The sequence below is a fragment of the Kangiella taiwanensis genome (assembly GCF_020005165.1).
In the GTDB taxonomy this organism is placed as follows: domain Bacteria; phylum Pseudomonadota; class Gammaproteobacteria; order Enterobacterales; family Kangiellaceae; genus Kangiella; species Kangiella taiwanensis.
In genome coordinates this window covers 1,024,317-1,044,916 of record NZ_JAHCLT010000001.1, presented here as the reverse complement: position 1 = coordinate 1,044,916, position 20,600 = coordinate 1,024,317, and the positions used below count along the sequence as shown (strand labels likewise).

Genomic DNA, 20,600 nt, shown 5'->3' with positions numbered 1-20,600 from the left:
TGGCACAGTAAAACACTTGTTTGAAACATACGTTCAAAACGCAATATTGTCAAGCATCTAAAGCAAACCTTCTAACAGGCATGGGTTAAAGACACGAGCTAAGAAAAAGGTTTTCTATGATTAGAACCCTATAGATAGCGGGACCACCCAGAACCATCTACACAACGAAAAGCTGGCACGAGTGAAATTAATATCGGAATAACGGTTATATAAGAATGTGATTTGATCTACTTTTATCAAAACTAAAGAACAGCAAAAGACCGTGGTTCAAAAAACTATCGTTTTAAAAAAAGAGCCATATAAAATTTAAAGCACTAAGTTAACCACTGGTCCAATTCTTCAAAGCTAAAAGGCCAAAATAATTCTTTTTGAGTAACGGCATTTTTTAATACAGGAATGGTTGTTCGATATTGCTCTAAAATTTTTTCATCATCAATGATATCGTAAGCAATAATATCGAAGCGAGCAGCTAAATTTTTTTGCTGATTTAAAGCAAAAATCATTGCTTCAACTTGTTCGCATAAATGACAACCAAAAGTGGTATAAAAAATTATTTCTTGCTTATTTGGCATAGTTTTTATTAAAAAACATCAAAAAACACTTCAATAAGGCAACTTTATCATAATTAATGTTTAACATTACAAAATTCTTTTCGTATAATTTGATTGAAATTTAATCAAAACATCACACGACAAATAGGGGAAACAACCATGGCTAGACAACCTATTAAGGCTACTGCAAAAAAAGCAAAGTCTAAACCGCAAACTGTAAAGCAACTTGAAGCTGCTGCACAGAAAGCTACCAACGCTACGAAGAAAGCTCGTGACGCTGCAAAAAAAGCTGGCGAGAAAGCGGCAGCTGCAGCTAAGAAAGCGAAAGATAAAGCAAACAAAACTAACAAGGCTGCAGCTAAGAAAGCTAAAGATGCAGCTAAGAAAGCTAAAACAGCTGTTAATCAAGCTGTGAAAGCTCAAGATAAAGCTAAAAAAGCTCTAGCCGATGGAAAAGCTGCAGAAAGAAAGCAAGCTGCTTTAGATAAAGCTATCGCTAAGTTTGAAAAAGATTGGGCTGCTAAAGAAGCCAAAAAAGAGAAAGCCGCGGAAAAGAAACGTATTGCTCGAGAAAAAGCTGCCGCTAAAAAAGCCGCCGCTAAGAAGAAAGCTGCAGAAAAGAAAGCTGCTGCTAAGAAAAAAGCAAAAGCTGCTGCCGCTAAGAAGAAGGCAACGGCGAAAAAGAAAGCTCCTGCTAAGAAAAAAGCAGCGACCAAAAAGAAAGCCGCAACAAAGAAAAAAGCTCCTGCAAAGAAAAAGTCACCTGCTAAAAAGAAAGCCCCAGCTAAGAAAAAAGCTCCGGCTAAGAAAAAAGCAGCCACTAAAAAGAAAGCTCCTGCTAAAAAACGTGTTACTAAGAAGAAAAAGTAATTCGATTGCAGAGCCTTGTGTCCATCAAAAAGCCCAGCACATGCTGGGCTTTTTGTTATTTATGTTGAATCAACCAGCACCGATGATGGTTGCGGCTGTTTTTAAAGTCTGGAGGCAAGGTTTTGCCTGTGATTTCGTGAATGTCAAAAGCTTCAGTTAAACTCTTTTCTAAAGCAAATTTTTTGAAATTATTTGAAAAATAGAGTTTGCCGCCCTGTTTTAACAAACTCATGGTCATCGTAATCAGTTTTTCCTGATCTCGCTGCACATCAAAAGTGGTGTCCATACGCTTTGAGTTTGAGAACGTTGGTGGATCAAGAAATATCAGATCATACTGTGACTGATCTTGATTCTCCTCTAACCACTGCATGCAATCAGATTGAACAAAACTGTGTCCGTAAGGCGAAATACTATTCAAACTAAAGTTCTTCCGAGCCCAATTGACGTAAGTTTTAGACATATCCACCGTTGTGGTAGAAGCCCCACCCATAGCTGCATAGACGCTCACTGAGCCGGTATAAGCAAATAGGTTTAGGAATTTGGCACCATTAGCTTCACCATGAATCTGCTTGCGTGTTTTACGGTGATCTAAGAACAATCCGGTATCTAAATACTGCTTTAAGTTCACCTGAAACTTAAAGCCATTCTCTTGCACCACCTTGAAATCCTCATCAGAAGACTGCTTAGTGTACTGTTGCTTGCCTTTTTGGCGCTGTCTTTGCTTTAAATGAACGTTCACTTCTGGTATTTCGAGCAAACCTGCGGTCACTCGAACGATATCCTGCAATCGCTTACGGCTCACTTTTTCGGGGATATCTTTTGGTGGCAAATATTCTTGAATGTGCGCCTCATCCTCGTACACATCAATAACAGCGGCATACTCAGGAAGATCGGCGTCATACAACCGATAACAAGTCACCTCATTCTGCTTGAGATACGACTTCAATCGTTGCGTATTTTTCTTAAGACGGTTTTTCAGCATCACCGCACCCTCTGGAAGATTTTTATCCCAGTCTGGGTTCCAGCGAGTTGGATCAAACGGTTTGTAATAGTTTTCCGGCGCAACCTCAAATAGATATAGCTTGCAGTCTAAGGCACCATTTTTAAACTTGTATTGCTTATGCGAGCGAATACCAACAGCCTTAGCAAACTGTTCATCGGTGGTAATAAAGCCCGCCTGCCAATTTTGGCATCGAGCCTTCATGTAATCACCAAAATCACGATACAACTGGGTCACTTGCTCTTCCTCGCCTAACCTCTCGGCATAGGGTGGGTTAGATAGCAGTAAGCCCTTGTCGCTCACCGGTGCTTGTTTAGGGTGACGAATGTCTTGCTCGTCGATTTGTATAAACTCTAACAGCCCACTCTTTTCAGCGTTGTCTTTTGCCAACGGTAAGCTTTTACGAAAACTATCGCTACCGTAAAAGTGATTGCTTAGCGTTTGCTTTCCTTGTTCAGCTTTATCCTTAGCGGTGGTTAATACTTCTTGCCACAGCTCCTCATCATGCTGTTTCCATTGATGAAAAGCATAATCATGATTGAGCAAACCTGGAGCCACGTCCGCCGCCATCATTGCAGCTTCAATCAGTAACGTACCACTACCACACATGGGGTCATGGAAGTCGTAGCCTTCTGCCGCTAAACGCGGCCAGTCAGCACGCATCAGAAGCGCTGCAGCCAAGTTTTCTTTAATCGGTGCGCGACCACCTTCTTCACGATAGCCGCGTTGATTTAAACCATGCCCACAAAGGTCAATACCAATTTTAATCTGATTGCCATTAACGACTGCATGAACGCGGTAATCTGGATTGTCTTTATCGATCGAAGGGCGCTGTTCATAACGCTCCATGTAGTAATCAACAATCGCATCTTTTACTTTCTGACCACCGAAGCCGGAGTGACGAATATGTTTGTTCTTTCGCGCAACGCAAGACACAGCAAAGGTTTGCTTGAAGTCAAAGTGCCAACTCCACTCTAGGCTATTCACTTTGCGATAAAATTCATCCAGTGTGTCAAACGTATCATCAAGCAAACACAAATAGATGCGATTGGCCAAGCGAGAATTCAGGCAACTGGTGTACGCCAGCTTCAAGTCTCCTTCAAATGTGACATGAGTAGGATGTTCTTTAAGGTTGGTTGCACCAAAACTTTCTAGCTCCGTAGCCAGTAGTGACTCAACACCTTTGGGACAAATTGCGTAAAACTGCATAAAATTCTCGATATTCAATAAATATTAGCGACTGTAACGTTGCTTAATAGCTTTCGCGGCGTCATGGATTAACTGCGGACCTTCATAGATAAAACCTGAATACACTTGCACTAAAGAAGCACCGGCTTCAATTTTCTCGACGGCTGTTTCACCATCATGAATGCCGCCGACACCTATCACTGGGATTTTGTGATTCATAGCTTCAACTAGGCTCTTAATGACTTTAGTCGACTGAGTTGCCAATGGCTTACCGCTCAAACCACCCTGCTCATCGGCATGCTCCATGCCTTCCACCTGACTACGATCAAAAGTCGTATTGGTTGCTATGACCCCATCCATTTCAAATTGAAGGAATGTTTCGGCTAACTCTTGAATATTATCACTAGACAAGTCAGGTGCTATTTTAATAGCCAACGGTTTATAGGTACCGTACTCTTTTTCAAGTTGCTGCTGCTTTTCTTTTAAGGCGCTGAGTAACGCTTTCAAAGTCTCACCAAACTGTAAATCACGCAATCCAGGCGTATTCGGAGACGAAATATTGACCACCATGTAATCAGCCTTGGTATAAATCTTTTCCATACCAATTAAGTAGTCATCCACCGCCTTTTCGACAGGGGTATCAAAGTTTTTGCCTATGTTAATTCCTAATACGCCGTCATAACTCGCACTGTTGACGTTTTCCAGTAGCTGCTCCACGCCATCATTGTTAAAACCCATGCGATTCACAATAGCTTCAGCTTCCTTAATACGGAATAAGCGTGGCTTTGGATTGCCTGGTTGTGATCGTGGAGTTACCGTTCCCACTTCCACAAACCCGAACCCCAAGCTACCCAAGGCATCAACATACTCACCGTTTTTATCGAGACCAGCAGCCAAACCGACACGGTTCGGGAATTTGATGCCCATCACTTCCACCGGATCGTCCACTAAAGGCTTCGCCAATAAGCCCGTTAAACTCAGCTTTTTAGCAAGCTTGAGTGAATTCAGTGATAGGTGATGCGAACGCTCTGCATCGAGCTGGAATAAAATAGAACGGAGTAAAGAGTACATGTTTTGCCCAGAAATGACTGTCAATTACAGAAAAGATTGCCGTTATATCGTCACGAGCGATAGCAAGACGCGGCGAAATCCACTTTATAAGACGGAGTTTACACTAGTAATCGAGTACTTATAAAGTGGATTTGAACAAAGTATGGCTGAGCGCAGTAGATATAACCAGTTATTCTTTCTCCTGCCACTTACCATTCTTATAAAACGCCGCCCAACCACTGGCTTTACCGTCTTCTTTAACGCCAGCCACATACTGCTCTTTGGTTTTACGGCTAAACTTAACAAAAGTACGGTTACCGTCTGGATCTTTAGTCGGAGCCTTGGCTAAGAATTTATACTTAGGATCGAGCTGGTCTTCAACTTGTTGAACTTCATCGACCGCCGGTGCGCGTGTTTCACGGTTTTTCGGAAACTTGCTCGCAGCCAAGAAGATACCCGCAGCGCCATCACGCAAGACATAATGGTCATCAACTTTTTCACACTGAAGATTTGGCATTGGGATTGGATCGGCTTTCGGCGGAGCTGGTTCACCATTCTTCAGAAGTTTCCGCGTATTTTTACAGTCTTCATTGGTACAACCAAAATACTTTCCGAAACGGCCAGTCTTAAGCTGCATTTCACTGCCACACTTATCACAGTCGAGAACAGGGCCATCGTACCCCTTGATTTTATACTCGCCTTTTTCGACTTCGTAACCATCGCAATCAGGGTTATTGCCACAGATAAACAACTTGGTTTGTTCATCAACCAAATAATCATCCATGGTCGAATTACACTTTGGACAACGTTTGCGGCTGTGTAAGTAACGCGCTTCTTCGTCTTCATCCGCGGCGACAAATTCTTCGCCAGGGATTAGATTAACCGTGTTTTTACAACGCTCTTTAGGTGGCAACGAATAACCTGTACAGCCTAAGAAGACGCCGGTACTCGCATTGCGGATAGCCAGCTTATGTTCACCACACTTCTCACAATCAAGCTCCGTTTCAACCGCTTCATTGCGACGCATGCCACCTTCGTCTTGCGATTGATCGGCTTTTTTCAGCTGCTCTGAGAACTCTTCGTAAAATTCGTCTAAAGTAATGCGCCAATCAGAACGACCCTTGGCAATTTCATCCAAGTGTTTTTCCATCGTCGCTGTAAACGAATAGTCCAACAAGTCATCAAAACTCTCGACTAAACGGTCGGTAACGATTTCGCCCATCTTTTGCGCGTAAAAACGTTTATTCTCCAGACGCACATAGCCGCGATCTTGAATCGTAGAAATGATCGAAGCATAGGTTGAAGGTCGGCCAATGCCTCTTTTTTCCAATTCTTTAACCAGCGCAGCTTCTGAATAACGTGCTGGTGGTTTGGTGAAATGCTGCTTTGGATCAAGCTTCTGTAAGCTCAATTCTTCGCCTTCTTTGACGTCCGGTAATTCTTGATCTTCTTTGCCACGGCTTTGCATCGACTGAACTTTTGTCCAACCATCAAAGCTCATCACACGACCACGAGCTTTTAATTCATAATCACCCGCTTTAACTTTCAAGCTCGTCACGTCGAACTCAGCAGGCATCATCTGACACGCAACAAACTGACGCCAAATCAACTCATACAAACGCTCAGCATCTTTTTCCATGTTTTTCAGTTGCGATACGCGCACACCAACATCCGACGGGCGAATCGCTTCGTGTGCTTCTTGTGCGCCTTCTTTACTGGAATAGACGTTTGGCTCTTTTGGCAGATATTTTGCGCCATATTGATCGTTGATATGATCACGGCAGGCTGACACAGCGTCCGCACTCAAATTCATCGAGTCTGTACGCATATAAGTGATATAACCCGCTTCGTACAAACGCTGAGCCATCATCATGGTTTTCTTTACCCCGAAGCCTAAGCGAGTGCTCGCTGCTTGCTGCAATGTCGAGGTAATAAAAGGTTTGGGCGCTTTACTTTTCTGCGGCTTATCTTCGCGTGACAGAACGCTGTAAGTCGCTTTTTTCAGTTCTTCAAGCGCAGCGTTGGTATCAGCTTCATTGGTTGGCTTAAAGCTTTTGCCTTGATGTTTACTGACCATCAAGCGCAGATCATTATCGCCTTGCGTTAACGTATCGGCATGAACATCCCAGTATTCCTCTGGGATGAAAGCTCTGATCTCGCGTTCACGCTCAACCAATAAACGAACAGCCACTGACTGGACTCGACCAGCTGATAAACCACGAGAAATTTTACGCCATAACAATGGTGACACCATGAAGCCTACCACGCGGTCGAGGAATCGACGCGCTTGTTGAGCATGAACATAATTCATGTCCAATATGCCAGGCTTTTGGAATGCTTCTTGAATCGCTTTCTTCGTAATTTCGTTGAAAATAACACGCTTGAAGCGGCTATCATCACCACCTAAAGATTCGCGCAAGTGCCACGCGATGGCCTCTCCCTCTCTATCCAAATCCGTTGCGAGGTAGACCTCGTCGGCGTCTTTAGCCAGTTTCTTTAATTCATTTAAAACTTTTTCTTTGCCAGGCAAGACCTCATAGGTCGCATCCCAGCCTTCTTCGGGGTTAATCCCCATCCGATCAAACAGCGCCTGCTTTTCTTTACGGGCTTTATGCTTGGCCTTTTCTTCAGGCGATAGCTTTCGAGTCTCGGCAGCTTTTCGCGCGCGTTCTTTGGGATCAACAGGCTTTTTTTTCGAGCCTGTTGGCAGGTCACGAATGTGACCAACACTAGACTTAACAACAAAGTCATTACCCAGATATTTATTAATGGTCTTCGCCTTTGCTGGCGACTCCACTATCACTAAGGATTTACCCATAAAAGAATCTTTTCTTAAAAATCAAACACTTAATTGTTTTATATATACAAAAAACAGGGCAACTTGTAGCGGCTGACCTGTTTATCCTTTTTTATTAATAACAACCAAAGCTAGTCGGTGTCTACCTTTATTTTACTTTAGCGACCTTTTTGTTGGCCTGCTCACATGCTTTTGAACAGGCCAGGTAAGGAGTAAGTAAGGAGTTAGTACTCTCTTAACACCTGATGAGCAGGTTGGTTTAAAAGGTGCCTTAAACCCAACCAGCCAACGATGCCGATAAAGCCCACACTAATCATTGGTACCCATAACCAATACCAAGGGTGCAACACGAGATCGATATCGAATGCTTGTGAGTACAGAATGTTGACCAACACCTCACCCCCGATAACGCCCAGCACGCCAGAGAACGCACCTAGCAATATCAGCTCAGCTAAAATACTGGCGCGAATAAACTTCTTACGGGCACCTAACGCTTTGAGCAACGTTGCTGATAATAGCCGCTCTTCTCGGCTCACCTGAAGCACGGCATACAGCACCGCGATACCCGCCAACAACACGAACAGCATAATAAACTCTACGGCCATGGTGACTTGGTCCAGAATCGACTGAACCTGCTCCATGATGGCATCAAGTTCAATAATGGTGACTGTCGGCATTTCTCTTAAGATCTGGTTCAGCACACCCTTATCTTCCACAGGCAAATGGAAACTGGTGATATAACTCGCTGGAAAGCCATCTAGGCCACCCGGTTCGAAAATAATAAAGAAGTTTGGTTGGAACGAATCCCACTGAATCGAACGCAAGTTAGTAATCTCGCCTTCCACTTCTAAACCGCCAATGGAAAACTTCAGTACGTCACCAATTTCTAGCCCCAATCGTTGTGCAAGCTCCTCGCCAACCGAAAGCTCCGCGCGGTCATCAGCTACATCAGACTCAGACCACCACTCTCCTTGCGTCACTTTATTCGCTTCAGGCACATCCGCCATCCAGGTTAAATTCAGCTCTCGACGCACCGCACCAACTCGCTGTTGATTTTCGTCCAACGCTTCTTCTAACGTCATGTCATTCAAGCCAACGACACGGCCACGAACCATCGGGTAAATACCTTTAGTGCTAACGCCGCTCTCCTGCAAAATCGATTCTAATGGCTCAACTTCTTGCTCTTGAACATTAACCAAGAAATGGTTCGGCGCACCTTCTGGTAACTGGCTCTGCCACTCACTCAAGAGTTCGCTGCGCAACAACACCGTTGATAGCATAATGATAAACGCCAGACCAAAAGCACTGATTTGGCTGATGGTAAAGGCTGGGTATTGTTTTAGTTGGCCCACGCCAAAGCGAACAGGCAAAGAGCCTCGCTTACCCAGCCAGACGCCAATCTTGAAAATAAACCAAGCAATCAAGCGAATCAGTAAGTAAGTCACCACCGCTACCGCTAATAAAATTCCCACCAGCAATAAGGAGTTGCTCTGCCACCACATCAGCAGCGCCATGACACCAATCGAGAGTAAATAAATAACCCAGCTCGACATGGCTCGTGGCAATAATTCTTTACGCAAAACACGCAGAGGCGGTACTTTCGCAATTTGTAAAAATGACGGCAAGGCGAAACCTAAAAGCACCACTAGACCACTCAAGCTACCAGTAATCACTGGTGCCAAACTGATACCCACCATTGGCTTCGGTAAGTAGTCGGAGAATTGATTAATGATCAACGATTGCAATCCTAAACCCAGCGCAAGGCCTAGGCCCGAACCTATCAAACCAATCATTAACAACTGCCACAAATATAGCTTGTGAACCTGACGAATCTGCATGCCTAAACAGCGGTAAATCGCCGAATAGTCAAAGTGACGCTGGCTGTAACGACCAGCAGCAACGGCAATCGCCACACCTGCTAGCACCACTGAAATTAAGCTCGCCAAACGCAAGAAAGTTTCTGCACGCTCTAGCGCTGCTTTTAATGCCGGCGTCCCTTCTTTACCACCGGTAATTTCTTGCGTCGGGTTCTTTTGTGATTTTAACCATTGGATGTAGGGTTCACGCGCCGCGGGCTCACCTGCGATAAACAATATGTGCTCTAAACGGCTTCCTTCTTGAACAATATTGGCTTTTTCGACGTCATCAATGTGTATCAACACTTTAGGCGCGACGTTAAACACTTCGCTGGCTTGTCCCGGTGCTGCGACGATCACGCCATCCACCGTTAGCTGTATCGAGCCAAAATCAATGGTATCGCCAACTTCAACGCCCAGCACACCAAGGATTCTTGGCTCAAGCCAAATAGTGCCCGCTTTGGGCTGCGCTTGCTGCACTACCCCCTGAGTAAACGGCTTTTCTGCAATTTCGATAGTCCCTTTTAACGGAAACTTCCCATCGAGCGCTCGCACACTCACTAATTGAAAATTGTCGTCGCTGGATAAAACCGTGGCGAAAGATTGTGATCTCGTAATCTCCAAACCATCGTTTCGACCACGCTCAATCCACGCATCATCAATAGGACGCGGTGACTCAAAGGTATAGTCGGCCCCTAGAAACTCACTGCTTTGTTCGCCCATCGCACGGTGTACACGATCAGTAATCGAACCAATCGCCACCATCGCCATCACAGCAATAGTCAGCGCGAACAGTAAAACTTTAACTTCGCCAGCTTTCCAGTCACGGCGAAAGGTTCTTAACGCCATATTCAACATGATTATTGCTCCGCAGTGGCAGCTTGAGTTGCTTCGGTTTGAGTAGCTACTGCATTATCAGCAACCACCTTGCCGCCCTCGAGGCGCACAATGCGCTGACAGCGTTCTGCTAAACGGTCATCATGCGTTACCAGAACCAAGGTTGTTCCTAGTTGCTTGTTTAAATCAAACAGCAGGTCACTGACTTTATTACCATTTTTTGTATCAAGGTTACCCGTTGGCTCATCCGCAAACAAAATCTTTGGCTCACTCGCAAAGGCTCTAGCGATAGCTACACGCTGCTGCTCACCACCTGACAGTTGGTTCGGATAATGCTGCAAACGATCTTTCAAGCCGACCTTTTCCAACAACTCTGTGGCACGTTCTTTCGCGCGGTCTTGCTCCTTTAGCTCGATCGGCAACATCACGTTTTCCAATGCACTCAAGCCCGGCAACAAGTGGAATGACTGAAACACAAAACCCACGTTTTGCGCACGAACCGCTGCTCGCTCGTCCTCGTCGAGTTGATGTAAAGGTTCGCCAGCCAAGTGAACTTCACCGCCACTCGGCAGGTCCAAACCCGCCAGTAACGATAGCAATGTCGACTTACCAGAACCCGAGACTCCAACAATCGCCACCGTATCTTGTTCATTTACGGTTAAACTAACGTCAGATAGAATGGTCAAATCTTGACCTTGTGAGTTAACAGTTTTCGTTAATTCTTGTGTTCGCAGCATAGTTTTGACAAACCTTGAGATTATTAATCGGATAATATGAATCAAAAAATGAGTAACAAATTTACCATGTTTAAACAGTTTATGGGCTGGATTTTGTTTCCAGTTGTTACAGCATTGACTTTAATGCTGTCCGTTCCAAGCCACGCAGAAACCACTGACCAAGGAAAAATCCTTGTCCTAGGCGACAGCCTAAGCTCCGGCTATAACTTCAGCCCCGATAAAACATGGGTAGCCCTATTAGACAAAAAGCTGAGTGAAGAAAACATCAATTATCAGGTTATCAACAGCAGCATTAGCGGCGACACCACCACTCAAGGCCTTCAAAGGCTGCCCAAATTACTTGAAGTTCACCAACCTGACATGGTGATTATCGAGCTTGGCGGCAACGACGGTATTCGCGGCTTCCCGCCAAACAGCATTAAAAGTAACCTCGATAAATTGGTCAAAATGTCCAAACAGTCCGGCGCTGACGTCCTACTTCTAGGGATCCGCATTTTCCCTAACTACGGCGAACGCTACGCCGACGCCTTCTTCAACAACTACCAAAAAGTCGCTGACAGCAATGAAGTCGCCCTAGTCCCCTTCTTCCTAGAAAACGTCGGAGGCAAAGACAACCTCATGCAAAAAGACGGCATCCACCCCAATGAAAAAGCACAACCCATTCTGCTCGACAACGTCTGGCCGAAAGTTCAGGAAGTGTTGAAGGCTGAGTAAAACCTTATAAGTAACTGAGTCCCGCTACCTAGTAGCGGGATGACAAAACTAAATTCATAGCACCAGTTACCCCATAATATTGAGCTGAAAAATAATTTAGACATAGCAAATCAAATCTTGGATGATTTGATTAGTGAAATTCAGGCCAAGGATGGACTGTATTTCACGGTGCGTTAAATGGATAAATTGTTACGAAGGTAGCCATTTATGGCCTCAATATTTGGGCGTGCTTCTCTTTAGTTACTTTCTCTTGCACGCACAAGAGAAAGTAACTCGCTGTAAGAGCAAAATCATCATTCAAAATGAATAAAGGATTAAAAACTCCAAGCAAACCCTAACATCGCCACCCATGGATCAATTTCAATATCCACCGTGGTGGCTGTTGCTCCATTGACGATAACATCAGCGTCAGTATCAATATCCACATACCAAACACCGGCATTAATAAACCAGTTATCACCAACTTTCCAATCAGCACCTAACTGCGCCGCTAGACCGACCGAATTATCCAGCGCTAACTCGACATCATCAGAACCTAGAGCTGTCTTGAGTTCTGGCGATGCTTCTTCGTCTAAAAACAAGGTGTAGTTAACGCCTAAACCAAAATACGGATTAAAAATGTCACCATCGACATCAGGGTAATATTGGAACGAAACCGTTGGCGGTAAATGCTTAACTGTTCCGATTGGCAAGCCCGATAAGCTCCCCGTCCCCTCCACATCATGCTCAAAAGGCAACGCCGCGAGTACTTCAAAGCCCCAACGATCGCTGAGCATCCAAGTGCCACTAAAGCCAAGTCCAGTCGCAGAGTCGACCGTGACTCCATCGTCTGTACCTAAAACATTAGAGCTTTCATCGTTCGGGCTTACATGTGCCGCTCCAACCCTTAGAATAAAATCACCTTCCTCGTGAGCTTGCGTTTGAATTGACCCCAGTGAAATGAATGTTCCTACAGCAACTACAGTGAGATTTTTTAAAGATTTGATCATTATTAGCTTCCTTTTATTGTTAAAATCTCATTAACAATAATCAGCTTTTTATTCAAAAAAGTTGAACTAGATCAAGGAATTATTGACTGGTCAGATATGCATTGAAATTTTTATTATTTGATCAAAAAAGGCTCCTTTTTGGAGCCTTTTTCACTGCAATTTTGACTTAAACTTAGCTAACTAAATTCGAAATTGCTTTATCAAAGCGAGCTAAGCCCTCTTCGATGTCTTTATCGGTGATCGTTGCCGCTGGTGCAAAACGTACAACATCAGCGCCAGCGACTAGGCACATAACGCCATTCGCCCAACCTGCTTCTAGGAACTGGCGTGCTTTACCTTTCCACTCATCAGACAAAACCGCGCCAAGCAACATACCTTTACCACGAACTTCTGAGAATACACCGTACTTCTCGCCAATCGCTTCAAGGCCACTTTTGATTTTAGCGCTTTGCTCTTTCACATGACTCATCATTTCTGGTGTGTTAATCGCTTCAAGTACCGCCAACGATACAGCACAACCCAGCGGGTTACCGCCATAGGTACTACCGTGAGTACCTGGCACAAAGCTCGCTGCGATCTTCGTCGTAGTGATCATGGCACCAATCGGGAAGCCACCACCCATTGATTTTGCTGTGGTTAAGATATCAGGAGTAACGCCCATACCCATGTATGCGTACAAGTCGCCTGTACGGCCAAAGCCTGTCTGAACTTCGTCGAATACTAGCAGTGCGTTGTGCTTGTCACACAATTCACGAACCTGCTTAACAAATTCAGGATCCGCAGGAATAATACCGCCTTCACCTTGAATCGGCTCCATCACAACGGCACATGTTTTGTCAGAGATTAACTCTTTGAACGCTTCGATGTTGTTGTATTCTGTGTGCAAAATACCGCCTGGAAGAGGCTCGAAACCTTCTGTATATTTTGGCTGGCCACCGACACATACCGTAAATAAAGTACGGCCGTGGAATGATTTTGAGAAGGAAATGATTTCACTTTTCTCTGGGCCATAGTTGTCATGCGCATAACGACGAGCCAACTTGAATGCAGCTTCGTTCGCTTCGCCGCCAGAGTTAGCAAAGAATACTTTGTCAGCAAAAGTCGCTTCGGTTAATTTATCCGCAAGCTCCAACGCTGGCTTATTCGTAAATACGTTACTTAAGTGCCAAATTTTGTCTGCTTGATCTTTTAGCGCTTTAACCATACCAGGGTGATTATGGCCTAGAATACTGACCGCAATACCGCCAGCGAAGTCTACATATTCGTTTCCATTCTGGTCCCATACACGAGAACCTTCTCCGCGCTCAGGAAGAATTTCTGACGGGTTGTAATTCGGAACCATGACCTCGTCGAAGGTCGCTCTAGTATAATTATCGGACATAAAAACACCTTATTGTTGTCTTAGCTGACGAACTCAGCATACATATTCACCAAAGATTAATCGCACATGATCCCTGTTTTCAACTCAAAATTCCAGCCTTCGCTGGAAAAATACCCATTTTTACTTCAGAATAACGCTTTTACTCAAGGGAACTTTTGTCTATCATCCCTTTCCCTGACTTTCAAATACTAATATTGCATAGTAAAACTTTAAGGACTTAGGTCGCATAGTATGGTAATTCGCCCCGCACAAAACATTGATTTAGAAGACATTCTGGAGTTAGCTGCCAGCGCAGGCACTGGGTTAACGACCCTGCCTAACAACCCTGAAACGATTTCAAACAGAATCTCGAACTCGCAGCAAGCGCTTTCACAAGAAATCAAGCAGCCCGGTTCTGAATGCTACTTTTTTGTGCTGGAAGATAGCGAAGATAATAAGGTTATCGGAACCAGCGCCTTAGTGTCTGCGGTAGGCTTGGACGATGCTTTTTTCAGTTACAAACTTAGCACCCAAGTGACCGCTAGCCCTGACTTAGGTATTTATAATCCCCATCAAATGCTCGTTCTAGGAAATGATTATACCGGAGCCACAGAAATCGCCACGTTATTCTTGGCGGAAGGTCATCGAGGCGGCACCAACGGTCACTTACTATCAAAGTCACGTTTTTTATTCCTCGCAGACCACCCTGAGCGCTTTTCTGAGAAAATTATCGCAGAAATGCGTGGCTACTCAGACGACAATGGCTTTTCACCGTTCTGGGAAGCTTTAGGTAAGAAGTTCTTCAAAATGGATTTTGCTAAAGCCGATGCCGTTCGCGGTCTTGGAAGTAATACCTTTATTTCTGAACTGATGCCGAAACACCCTATTTATGTGGATATGTTGCCGGAAGAAGCTCGCGCCGTTATCGGCCGAGTGCATGCTGACACAGCCCCTGCACTGTCGCTGTTAAAGAAAGAAGGCTTTACGCATCAGAACTACGTAGATGTCTTTGATGGTGGTCCTACGGTTGAAGTTCAGAGAAATGCCATCAGAACTATAGCAAACAGTCACATAGTCGAGCTGGTCGCTGGCGAGCCCACGGGCAACACCTTGCCAATCATGATTAGCAACCGTAAATTAAAAGACTATCGATGCATCGTGGCACAAAGCCGTCTTGACGGTGATCAATTAGTGATCCCTCAGTCATCGATAGATTCTCTTGGCTTAAATGCTGGTGACACAGTGAGAGCAGTCGAATTGTTCAACAAACGACGCACTCCAGTCTCAACTAAAACTCAATAAATTCAGGTTTATTAACATATGTTGCATAAAAACTTATTCATTAACAATCAATGGCTTGCTGGCGAAGGCAAGTCGTTCAAATCGATTAACCCAGCTGACGGCAGTACCGTTTGGGAATCCAACAGCGCAACACCTGATCAAGTCGGCGATGCTATTATGGCAGCGCAAAAAGCAGGCTGGGAATGGAGCCAGAAGACGCTTGATGAACGTATTGAGGTTATCAAAAAGTTTGAAAGCCTAGTTAGAGACAATAAAGAGAAGATTGCAGAAATCATTTCTCAAGAAACCGGCAAGCCATTCTGGGAAACACTAACTGAAGCTGGCGCCATGGCAGGTAAAATTGATATTTCAATCAAAGCCTACCACGAACGTACCGGCGTTAAAGAAACCGAAACAGCCACAGGCCAAACAGCAATCCGCCATAAGCCACACGGTGTTTTAGCCGTATTCGGCCCTTACAACTTCCCGGCACACTTGCCAAACGGCCACATAGTGCCAGCGTTAATCGCAGGTAACACCATTGTCTTTAAGCCAAGCGAACTGACTCCAGCCACAGCTGAGTTGACGATTCGTTTGTGGGAAGCTGCGGGCTTACCAGAAGGCGTAATTAACTTGGTTCAAGGTGAAGTTGAAACTGGTATTGCGTTGGCCAACCATCCACAGGTAGACGGCATCTTATTTACGGGTAGTGAAACCGTCGGCAAGATTTTGCACCAACAGCTTGGTGGCCAACCTGGCAAAGTATTAGCACTTGAAATGGGCGGCAACAACCCATTAATCGTTGGTGATATTAAAGATGTCAATGGCGCGGTTTACCATACTATTCAGTCAGCCTTTATTTCAGCAGGCCAACGTTGTACCTGTGCCCGTCGTTTGTTTGTACCAAACACCAAAGAAGGCGACATCTTCTTAGATAAACTGACTGACGCCACAGCCAACATTCGCGTGAGCCATTACAACGATGATGACCAACCGTTTATTGGGCCAGTAGTGTCAGAAAAAGCTGCTCTTGATTTGTTAGCGGCGCAAGACAAATTGCTCGCTAAAGGAGCTAAACCGTTAGTTAAAATGGAGCACTTAGAAAAAGGCACAGGTTTTGTTAACCCTGCTATCTTAGACGTTAGCAATGTTGAGCTTGAAGACGAAGAATACTTTGGCCCATTGCTACAAGTCATTCGTTATGACAACTTCGAAGACGCGATTGTTGAAGGTAACAATACACGCTTCGGTTTATCAGCAGGTTTATTAAGTGATGACAGAGCCCAATTCGACGAATTCTATACAAAAATTCGCGCGGGTATTGTCAACTGGAACAACCAAACGACTGGTGCCGCTGGCACAGCTCCGTTTGGCGGGGTAGGTAATTCAGGCAACCACAAGCCAAGCGCTTATTACGCAGCAGACTACTGTGCGTACCCGGTTGCGTCGATTGAGAACAATGCATGTTCTCTACCTGAAAACCTAACACCAGGGGTGAAATTGTAAATGAGCAAAAAAGCTTTTGAGTTTAATTTTGATGGCCTCGTCGGCCCAACGCACAACTATGCGGGTCTATCGCACGGTAATGTAGCCTCTACTGCGAACGCTAACCTCGTCGCTAAGCCTAAAGAAGCAGCAAAGCAAGGCCTTGCCAAAATGAAGGCATTGCACGACATGGGCTTAAAACAAGGTGTCTTAGCGCCTATGGAACGCCCTGACGTACATACTTTGCGTAAGCTCGGGTTTACCGGCAGTGACGCCCAAGTCATCATCAAAGCCTCAAAGCAAGCTCCAAAAGTATTAGCAGCGTGCAGCTCCGCATCCAGCATGTGGACTGCAAACGCCTGCACCATGGCGCCATCAAGCGATACAGGCGACGGTAAAGCACATTTCACACCGGCTAACTTAGCTAACAAATTCCACCGCTCAATTGAGCACGCCACGACGGGCCGTATTTTACAAGCGATGTTCAGCGACGATAAGCACTTCGCGCACCACCCTGCTCTACCGATGGGCGATCACTTTGGTGACGAAGGTGCAGCGAATCACACGCGTTTCGTCGATATCAACGCTGATAAAGGCTATGGAAAGAAAGGTTTGCATTTCTTTGTGTACGGCAAACATGCTTTTGATACCAGCAAGCCAGCGCCACACAAATATCCAGCACGTCAAAGCTTTGAAGCATCACAAGCAGTATCACGCTTACATCAACTCGACATGGACAACACGGTATTTGCACAGCAAAACCCGCATGTCATTGATAAAGGCGTTTTCCACAATGATGTTATCGCTGTGGGCAATGGCAATGTTTTGTTTGCTCACCAAAAAGCATTCTTAAACCAAATGCAGGTTTACACCGATCTTGAGCAAGCCTTTGACGGCGAAGAGTTCCACGTGGTGGAAGTTGGTTCTAACGACGTGCCAGTAGAAGACGCGGTAAAGTCCTACTTATTCAATAGTCAGCTAGTGACTATGGATAATGGCGATATGGTAATTATCGCGCCAGGTGAATGTGAAACCACACCATCGGTCAAAGAGTACTTAGACTGGTTAGTTGAGCAAGACACGCCGATTAAAGAAGTTAAAATCTTTGACGTTAAACAATCAATGCAAAATGGCGGCGGTCCAGCATGTTTGCGTCAACGTGTCGTTCTGAATGAGACGGAAGTCGACGCCATGAACCAAAATGTTCTGATGTCAGACGATCTCTTCGCTCAGCTCAACACTTGGGTCGACAAGCATTATCGTGAAACCCTAGAAGAAGATGACTTAGCCGATCCAAGTTTATTAACAGAGTCACGCACAGCGCTTGACGACTTAACACAAATTTTAAACCTTGGTTCCGTCTATCCATTCCAGCTCGATTAATGATTTGAGCCTATTAAAAAGCCCGCCTCACTTTACCGTTAGGCGGGCTTTTTTGTACCTCGAAGTTTTATTTGCTTAAGTCTTTCGTGTCCAAAGCAAACTTCATTTTATATTTCATGCTTTTTTTGCCGTAATCTTTTTCAGCAAAAGTCCACTGCTTAATCGCATCAATCGCGTCTTTATTAAATAAACCGTTATCACTAGACTCAGTAACGCGGATATTGGTCGCTTTCCCGCTGTCGTTGATATCAAACTTTAGATTTACATAGCCCTCAATATTTTGTTCTAACGCAGCTTGAGGATACTCAGGACTCGGCTGATGTATTGGCTTAACAGGAGGTTGAGGTGGTTTAGGCCCTACCACAGAACGCTCTTTGAACACACGCGTAGCCATATCAGGTTTTGGTGGAGCTGGTGGTTTAGGAATAGCTTTCACTTTTTCCTCAAAGAAAGCTTTCTCTTCAGCTGTCATGTCTCTTTCTTTGCCGTCGACCTTAACTCGATAATCACCGTCGGCTTTGATATAAGTTTTACCGCTGTCATCGACCAACTTAATCACATGACTTGAGTGGCTATCAGATTCAAACACTTTTCCATCAACAACAATCCTACGATGCTTATCACCACCTGGGGCTTTACTCACTCGCTTTAGTCGCTTTTCTCGAATATCGACCTTAGCGCGCTCTAAATCCTTTCGCGCACGTTCAATATCAACGCGAACAAACTCTCTATCGCGAGCCATTTCTTCGCGAGCACGGTGCAAGTCTTCTTTAATCTGGTGCATCTGCTCTTTAGTCAAGTTCCCTTTTTCGAACTCTAGCTCTATCTCTTCTTGAGCCTCAGCAATAGCGTCATGAGCGCTTTCCATTTCCACCTGAGCCATTTCGATTTCTTCAGCATGTAACTCCAGTTCTTTATGAGCCTCTTCGATTTCTTTTTCAATCAGAATTAACTCTTCTTCGGATAGCGCTAACTGTTCCATCGCTTCCTCATGTTTACGCTCGAACTCTGCACGTTCCGCCTCCGTCATTTCGCGGCGCTTGCCATTTTCCTCGACGTAAAACTTTCCGTTTTCCTGAATATAAACACCACTATCATCTTGATACTCAACGACGATCTTTTCGTTGTTCTTATCATCAACTAGGATGTTTTCTGAAACAATAATGCGTTCTTCTTTAATCTCCTTATTCGCCGCGTAAACAGCACAGCAACTAAGCACTAAGCCAGCGCCGAGTGTTAAAGCAGCCTTACCTCTACGGTTAATGGGTTTAGTAATATTCATAATACGCTCCTCAAGTTGGTTAAAAACCTTCCATGAGCAAAGCAAACTTACAGAGTGAGTGGCAGAAACTGTTGAAAGCAGCGCATGACCATAATCCTTAGTACGTGACTGGCTGGTTTTATTCAGCACTAAATAATCACAGAATAGCTCTTGGTCATGACGAAAATCTTTTCGAGCAATATAAATCAATGGATTGAACCAACCGACACACACCAACACGTCCCAAAGTAAATTCAACCATAAGTGCTTTTGCTTAATGTGCTGTTCTTCATGCTCAATAATTAACTGAACCTGCTTCATCGAAAGCTTTTCAGCAACGTGGATGGGGAAGTAAATGGTCGGTTTGATAAAGCCGTATACCGCTGGCGACATATCCTTATGATCTACTGCGACAACACGGTATTGACGCGAAGCGAACATGTCAGCTCCAGGTAGCTGGCTCAACGGTCGTTGAATATTCTTTAAATCTTTGCGTAATTCCACATGCTGAATAATCAGTCTCAGCAATAGCAAGGTTGTACCTGAAAGCCATAAAGCTCCCAGCCACCAATAATTCTGTAGGGTTTCCACCGGTTTAATGATCATGGCGCTGACAGCCTGTCCAATATAACTGGAGCTAGCGGTACTGAACTCTATTGACGCGATAATTTTAGCGACAAGAAACCCAACAGGGATGGCTAACCAAAGTAAGTAAGAATTATAACTTTTGGTTGTTTTACGTATAAAGAAACGGACCAGTAAAACCGTTAATACGACCACACTCAGGTCGAGATTAAACTGCCAAAAAGCATCTAACCAGCCGTTAAATTTTAGTTCACTCAACATTGCCGCTCTCCTTGTCACTCTTATTGTCGTCAAGCAAACCTTTTAAATAATCCAATTCGTTCTGCGACAACTGCTTGTTTTCGACAAACGTTGCCAGTAATTCTTTCATGTTGCCTTTAAAGACTTTATCTAAGAAACCTTCGCTTTCGTCGGCTAAGAACTCTTCTCGCTCTATGGCGGGAGAGTACAAATAACGACGCCCGTCTTTCTCAAAAGATACTACACCTTTCTTTACTAAACGATTAAGAAAGGTTTTTACGGTTTTTTCACTCCACTCTTGCGACTGGAGTTTTTCTACAACTTCAACACTGGACAATGGAGATTCCTGCCACAGAACATCCATCACACTTTTTTCTGCTTCACTCACTCTGATCGTCATACTCGACTCATTTCAG

The 20,600-nt window shown here is 44.6% G+C and carries 15 protein-coding genes; 5 read left to right on the top strand and 10 right to left on the bottom strand.

The genetic code is table 11. From position 1 onward, the window contains the following. Positions 1-314: 314 nt before the first annotated feature. Entirely contained in the window at positions 315-572 is a 258-nt protein-coding gene (locus tag KFK88_RS04960; protein ID WP_223577544.1) for a glutaredoxin family protein, read from the bottom strand. A gap of 138 nt (positions 573-710) precedes the next feature. On the opposite strand from KFK88_RS04960, the gene KFK88_RS04955 reads away from it, so the two are divergent. Then, positions 711-1,421 carry a hypothetical protein gene (locus KFK88_RS04955; RefSeq protein ID WP_223577543.1) on the top strand — a complete coding sequence of 237 codons (711 nt, stop codon included), beginning with the start codon at positions 711-713 and terminating at the stop codon, positions 1,419-1,421. 55 nt (positions 1,422-1,476) lie between these two features. Here KFK88_RS04955 and rlmKL read toward each other — a convergent pair whose 3' ends face one another. From rlmKL to KFK88_RS04930, 5 genes are all read right to left on the bottom strand, one after another. Then, the gene (rlmKL, locus tag KFK88_RS04950) at positions 1,477-3,630 is read right to left on the bottom strand and encodes a bifunctional 23S rRNA (guanine(2069)-N(7))-methyltransferase RlmK/23S rRNA (guanine(2445)-N(2))-methyltransferase RlmL (RefSeq protein ID WP_223577542.1); all 2,154 of its coding nucleotides are present in this window, start codon (positions 3,628-3,630) and stop codon (positions 1,477-1,479) included. 24 nt (positions 3,631-3,654) lie between these two features. Next, entirely contained in the window at positions 3,655-4,680 is a 1,026-nt protein-coding gene (locus tag KFK88_RS04945; RefSeq protein ID WP_223577541.1) for a quinone-dependent dihydroorotate dehydrogenase, read from the bottom strand. Positions 4,681-4,849: 169 nt separating this feature from the next. Beyond that, positions 4,850-7,477: a type I DNA topoisomerase gene (gene topA, locus KFK88_RS04940; RefSeq protein ID WP_223577540.1), complete on the bottom strand. Its 2,628-nt coding sequence runs from the start codon at positions 7,475-7,477 to the stop codon at positions 4,850-4,852. A 203-nt stretch (positions 7,478-7,680) separates the two neighbouring features. Further along, on the bottom strand, positions 7,681-10,161 hold the full coding sequence (locus KFK88_RS04935; RefSeq protein ID WP_223577539.1) for an ABC transporter permease: 2,481 nt from the start codon (positions 10,159-10,161) through the stop codon (positions 7,681-7,683). Between the two features lie 11 nt (positions 10,162-10,172). Further along, the gene (locus KFK88_RS04930; RefSeq protein WP_223577538.1) at positions 10,173-10,886 is read right to left on the bottom strand and encodes an ABC transporter ATP-binding protein; all 714 of its coding nucleotides are present in this window, start codon (positions 10,884-10,886) and stop codon (positions 10,173-10,175) included. A gap of 48 nt (positions 10,887-10,934) precedes the next feature. On the opposite strand from KFK88_RS04930, the gene KFK88_RS04925 reads away from it, so the two are divergent. Continuing rightward, the gene (locus KFK88_RS04925) at positions 10,935-11,600 is read left to right on the top strand and encodes an arylesterase (RefSeq protein ID WP_223577537.1); all 666 of its coding nucleotides are present in this window, start codon (positions 10,935-10,937) and stop codon (positions 11,598-11,600) included. Positions 11,601-11,914: 314 nt separating this feature from the next. On the opposite strand, the gene KFK88_RS04920 is transcribed toward KFK88_RS04925, so the two are convergent. Both KFK88_RS04920 and KFK88_RS04915 read right to left on the bottom strand, forming a co-directional pair. After that, entirely contained in the window at positions 11,915-12,589 is a 675-nt protein-coding gene (locus KFK88_RS04920; RefSeq protein WP_223577536.1) for an OmpW/AlkL family protein, read from the bottom strand. Between the two features lie 172 nt (positions 12,590-12,761). Next, positions 12,762-13,970, bottom strand: coding sequence for an aspartate aminotransferase family protein (locus KFK88_RS04915; protein ID WP_223577535.1), 1,209 nt, complete (start codon positions 13,968-13,970; stop codon positions 12,762-12,764). Between the two features lie 231 nt (positions 13,971-14,201). Here KFK88_RS04915 and astA point away from each other — a divergent pair, with 231 nt between their 5' ends. Genes astA through astB form a run of 3 tightly spaced genes read left to right on the top strand, consistent with a single transcriptional unit; the run spans position 14,202 to position 18,098 of the window. Then, complete coding sequence (astA, locus tag KFK88_RS04910; protein ID WP_223577534.1) at positions 14,202-15,251, top strand: arginine N-succinyltransferase; 1,050 nt, start codon at positions 14,202-14,204, stop codon at positions 15,249-15,251. Between the two features lie 18 nt (positions 15,252-15,269). Further along, the gene (gene astD / locus KFK88_RS04905; RefSeq protein ID WP_223577533.1) at positions 15,270-16,736 is read left to right on the top strand and encodes a succinylglutamate-semialdehyde dehydrogenase; all 1,467 of its coding nucleotides are present in this window, start codon (positions 15,270-15,272) and stop codon (positions 16,734-16,736) included. Beyond that, positions 16,737-18,098 (top strand): N-succinylarginine dihydrolase, encoded by a 1,362-nt coding sequence (gene astB, locus KFK88_RS04900; protein ID WP_223577532.1) that lies wholly within the window; start codon positions 16,737-16,739, stop codon positions 18,096-18,098. It abuts the gene before it with no gap. A 67-nt stretch (positions 18,099-18,165) separates the two neighbouring features. Here the strand turns inward: astB and KFK88_RS04895 are convergent, their stop codons facing one another. Both KFK88_RS04895 and KFK88_RS04890 read right to left on the bottom strand, forming a co-directional pair. After that, entirely contained in the window at positions 18,166-20,205 is a 2,040-nt protein-coding gene (locus KFK88_RS04895) for a TonB family protein (RefSeq protein ID WP_223577531.1), read from the bottom strand. Beyond that, complete coding sequence (locus KFK88_RS04890) at positions 20,195-20,584, bottom strand: BlaI/MecI/CopY family transcriptional regulator (protein WP_223577530.1); 390 nt, start codon at positions 20,582-20,584, stop codon at positions 20,195-20,197. Before KFK88_RS04890 ends, KFK88_RS04895 begins: the two co-directional genes overlap by 11 nt. Positions 20,585-20,600: the final 16 nt, after the last annotated feature.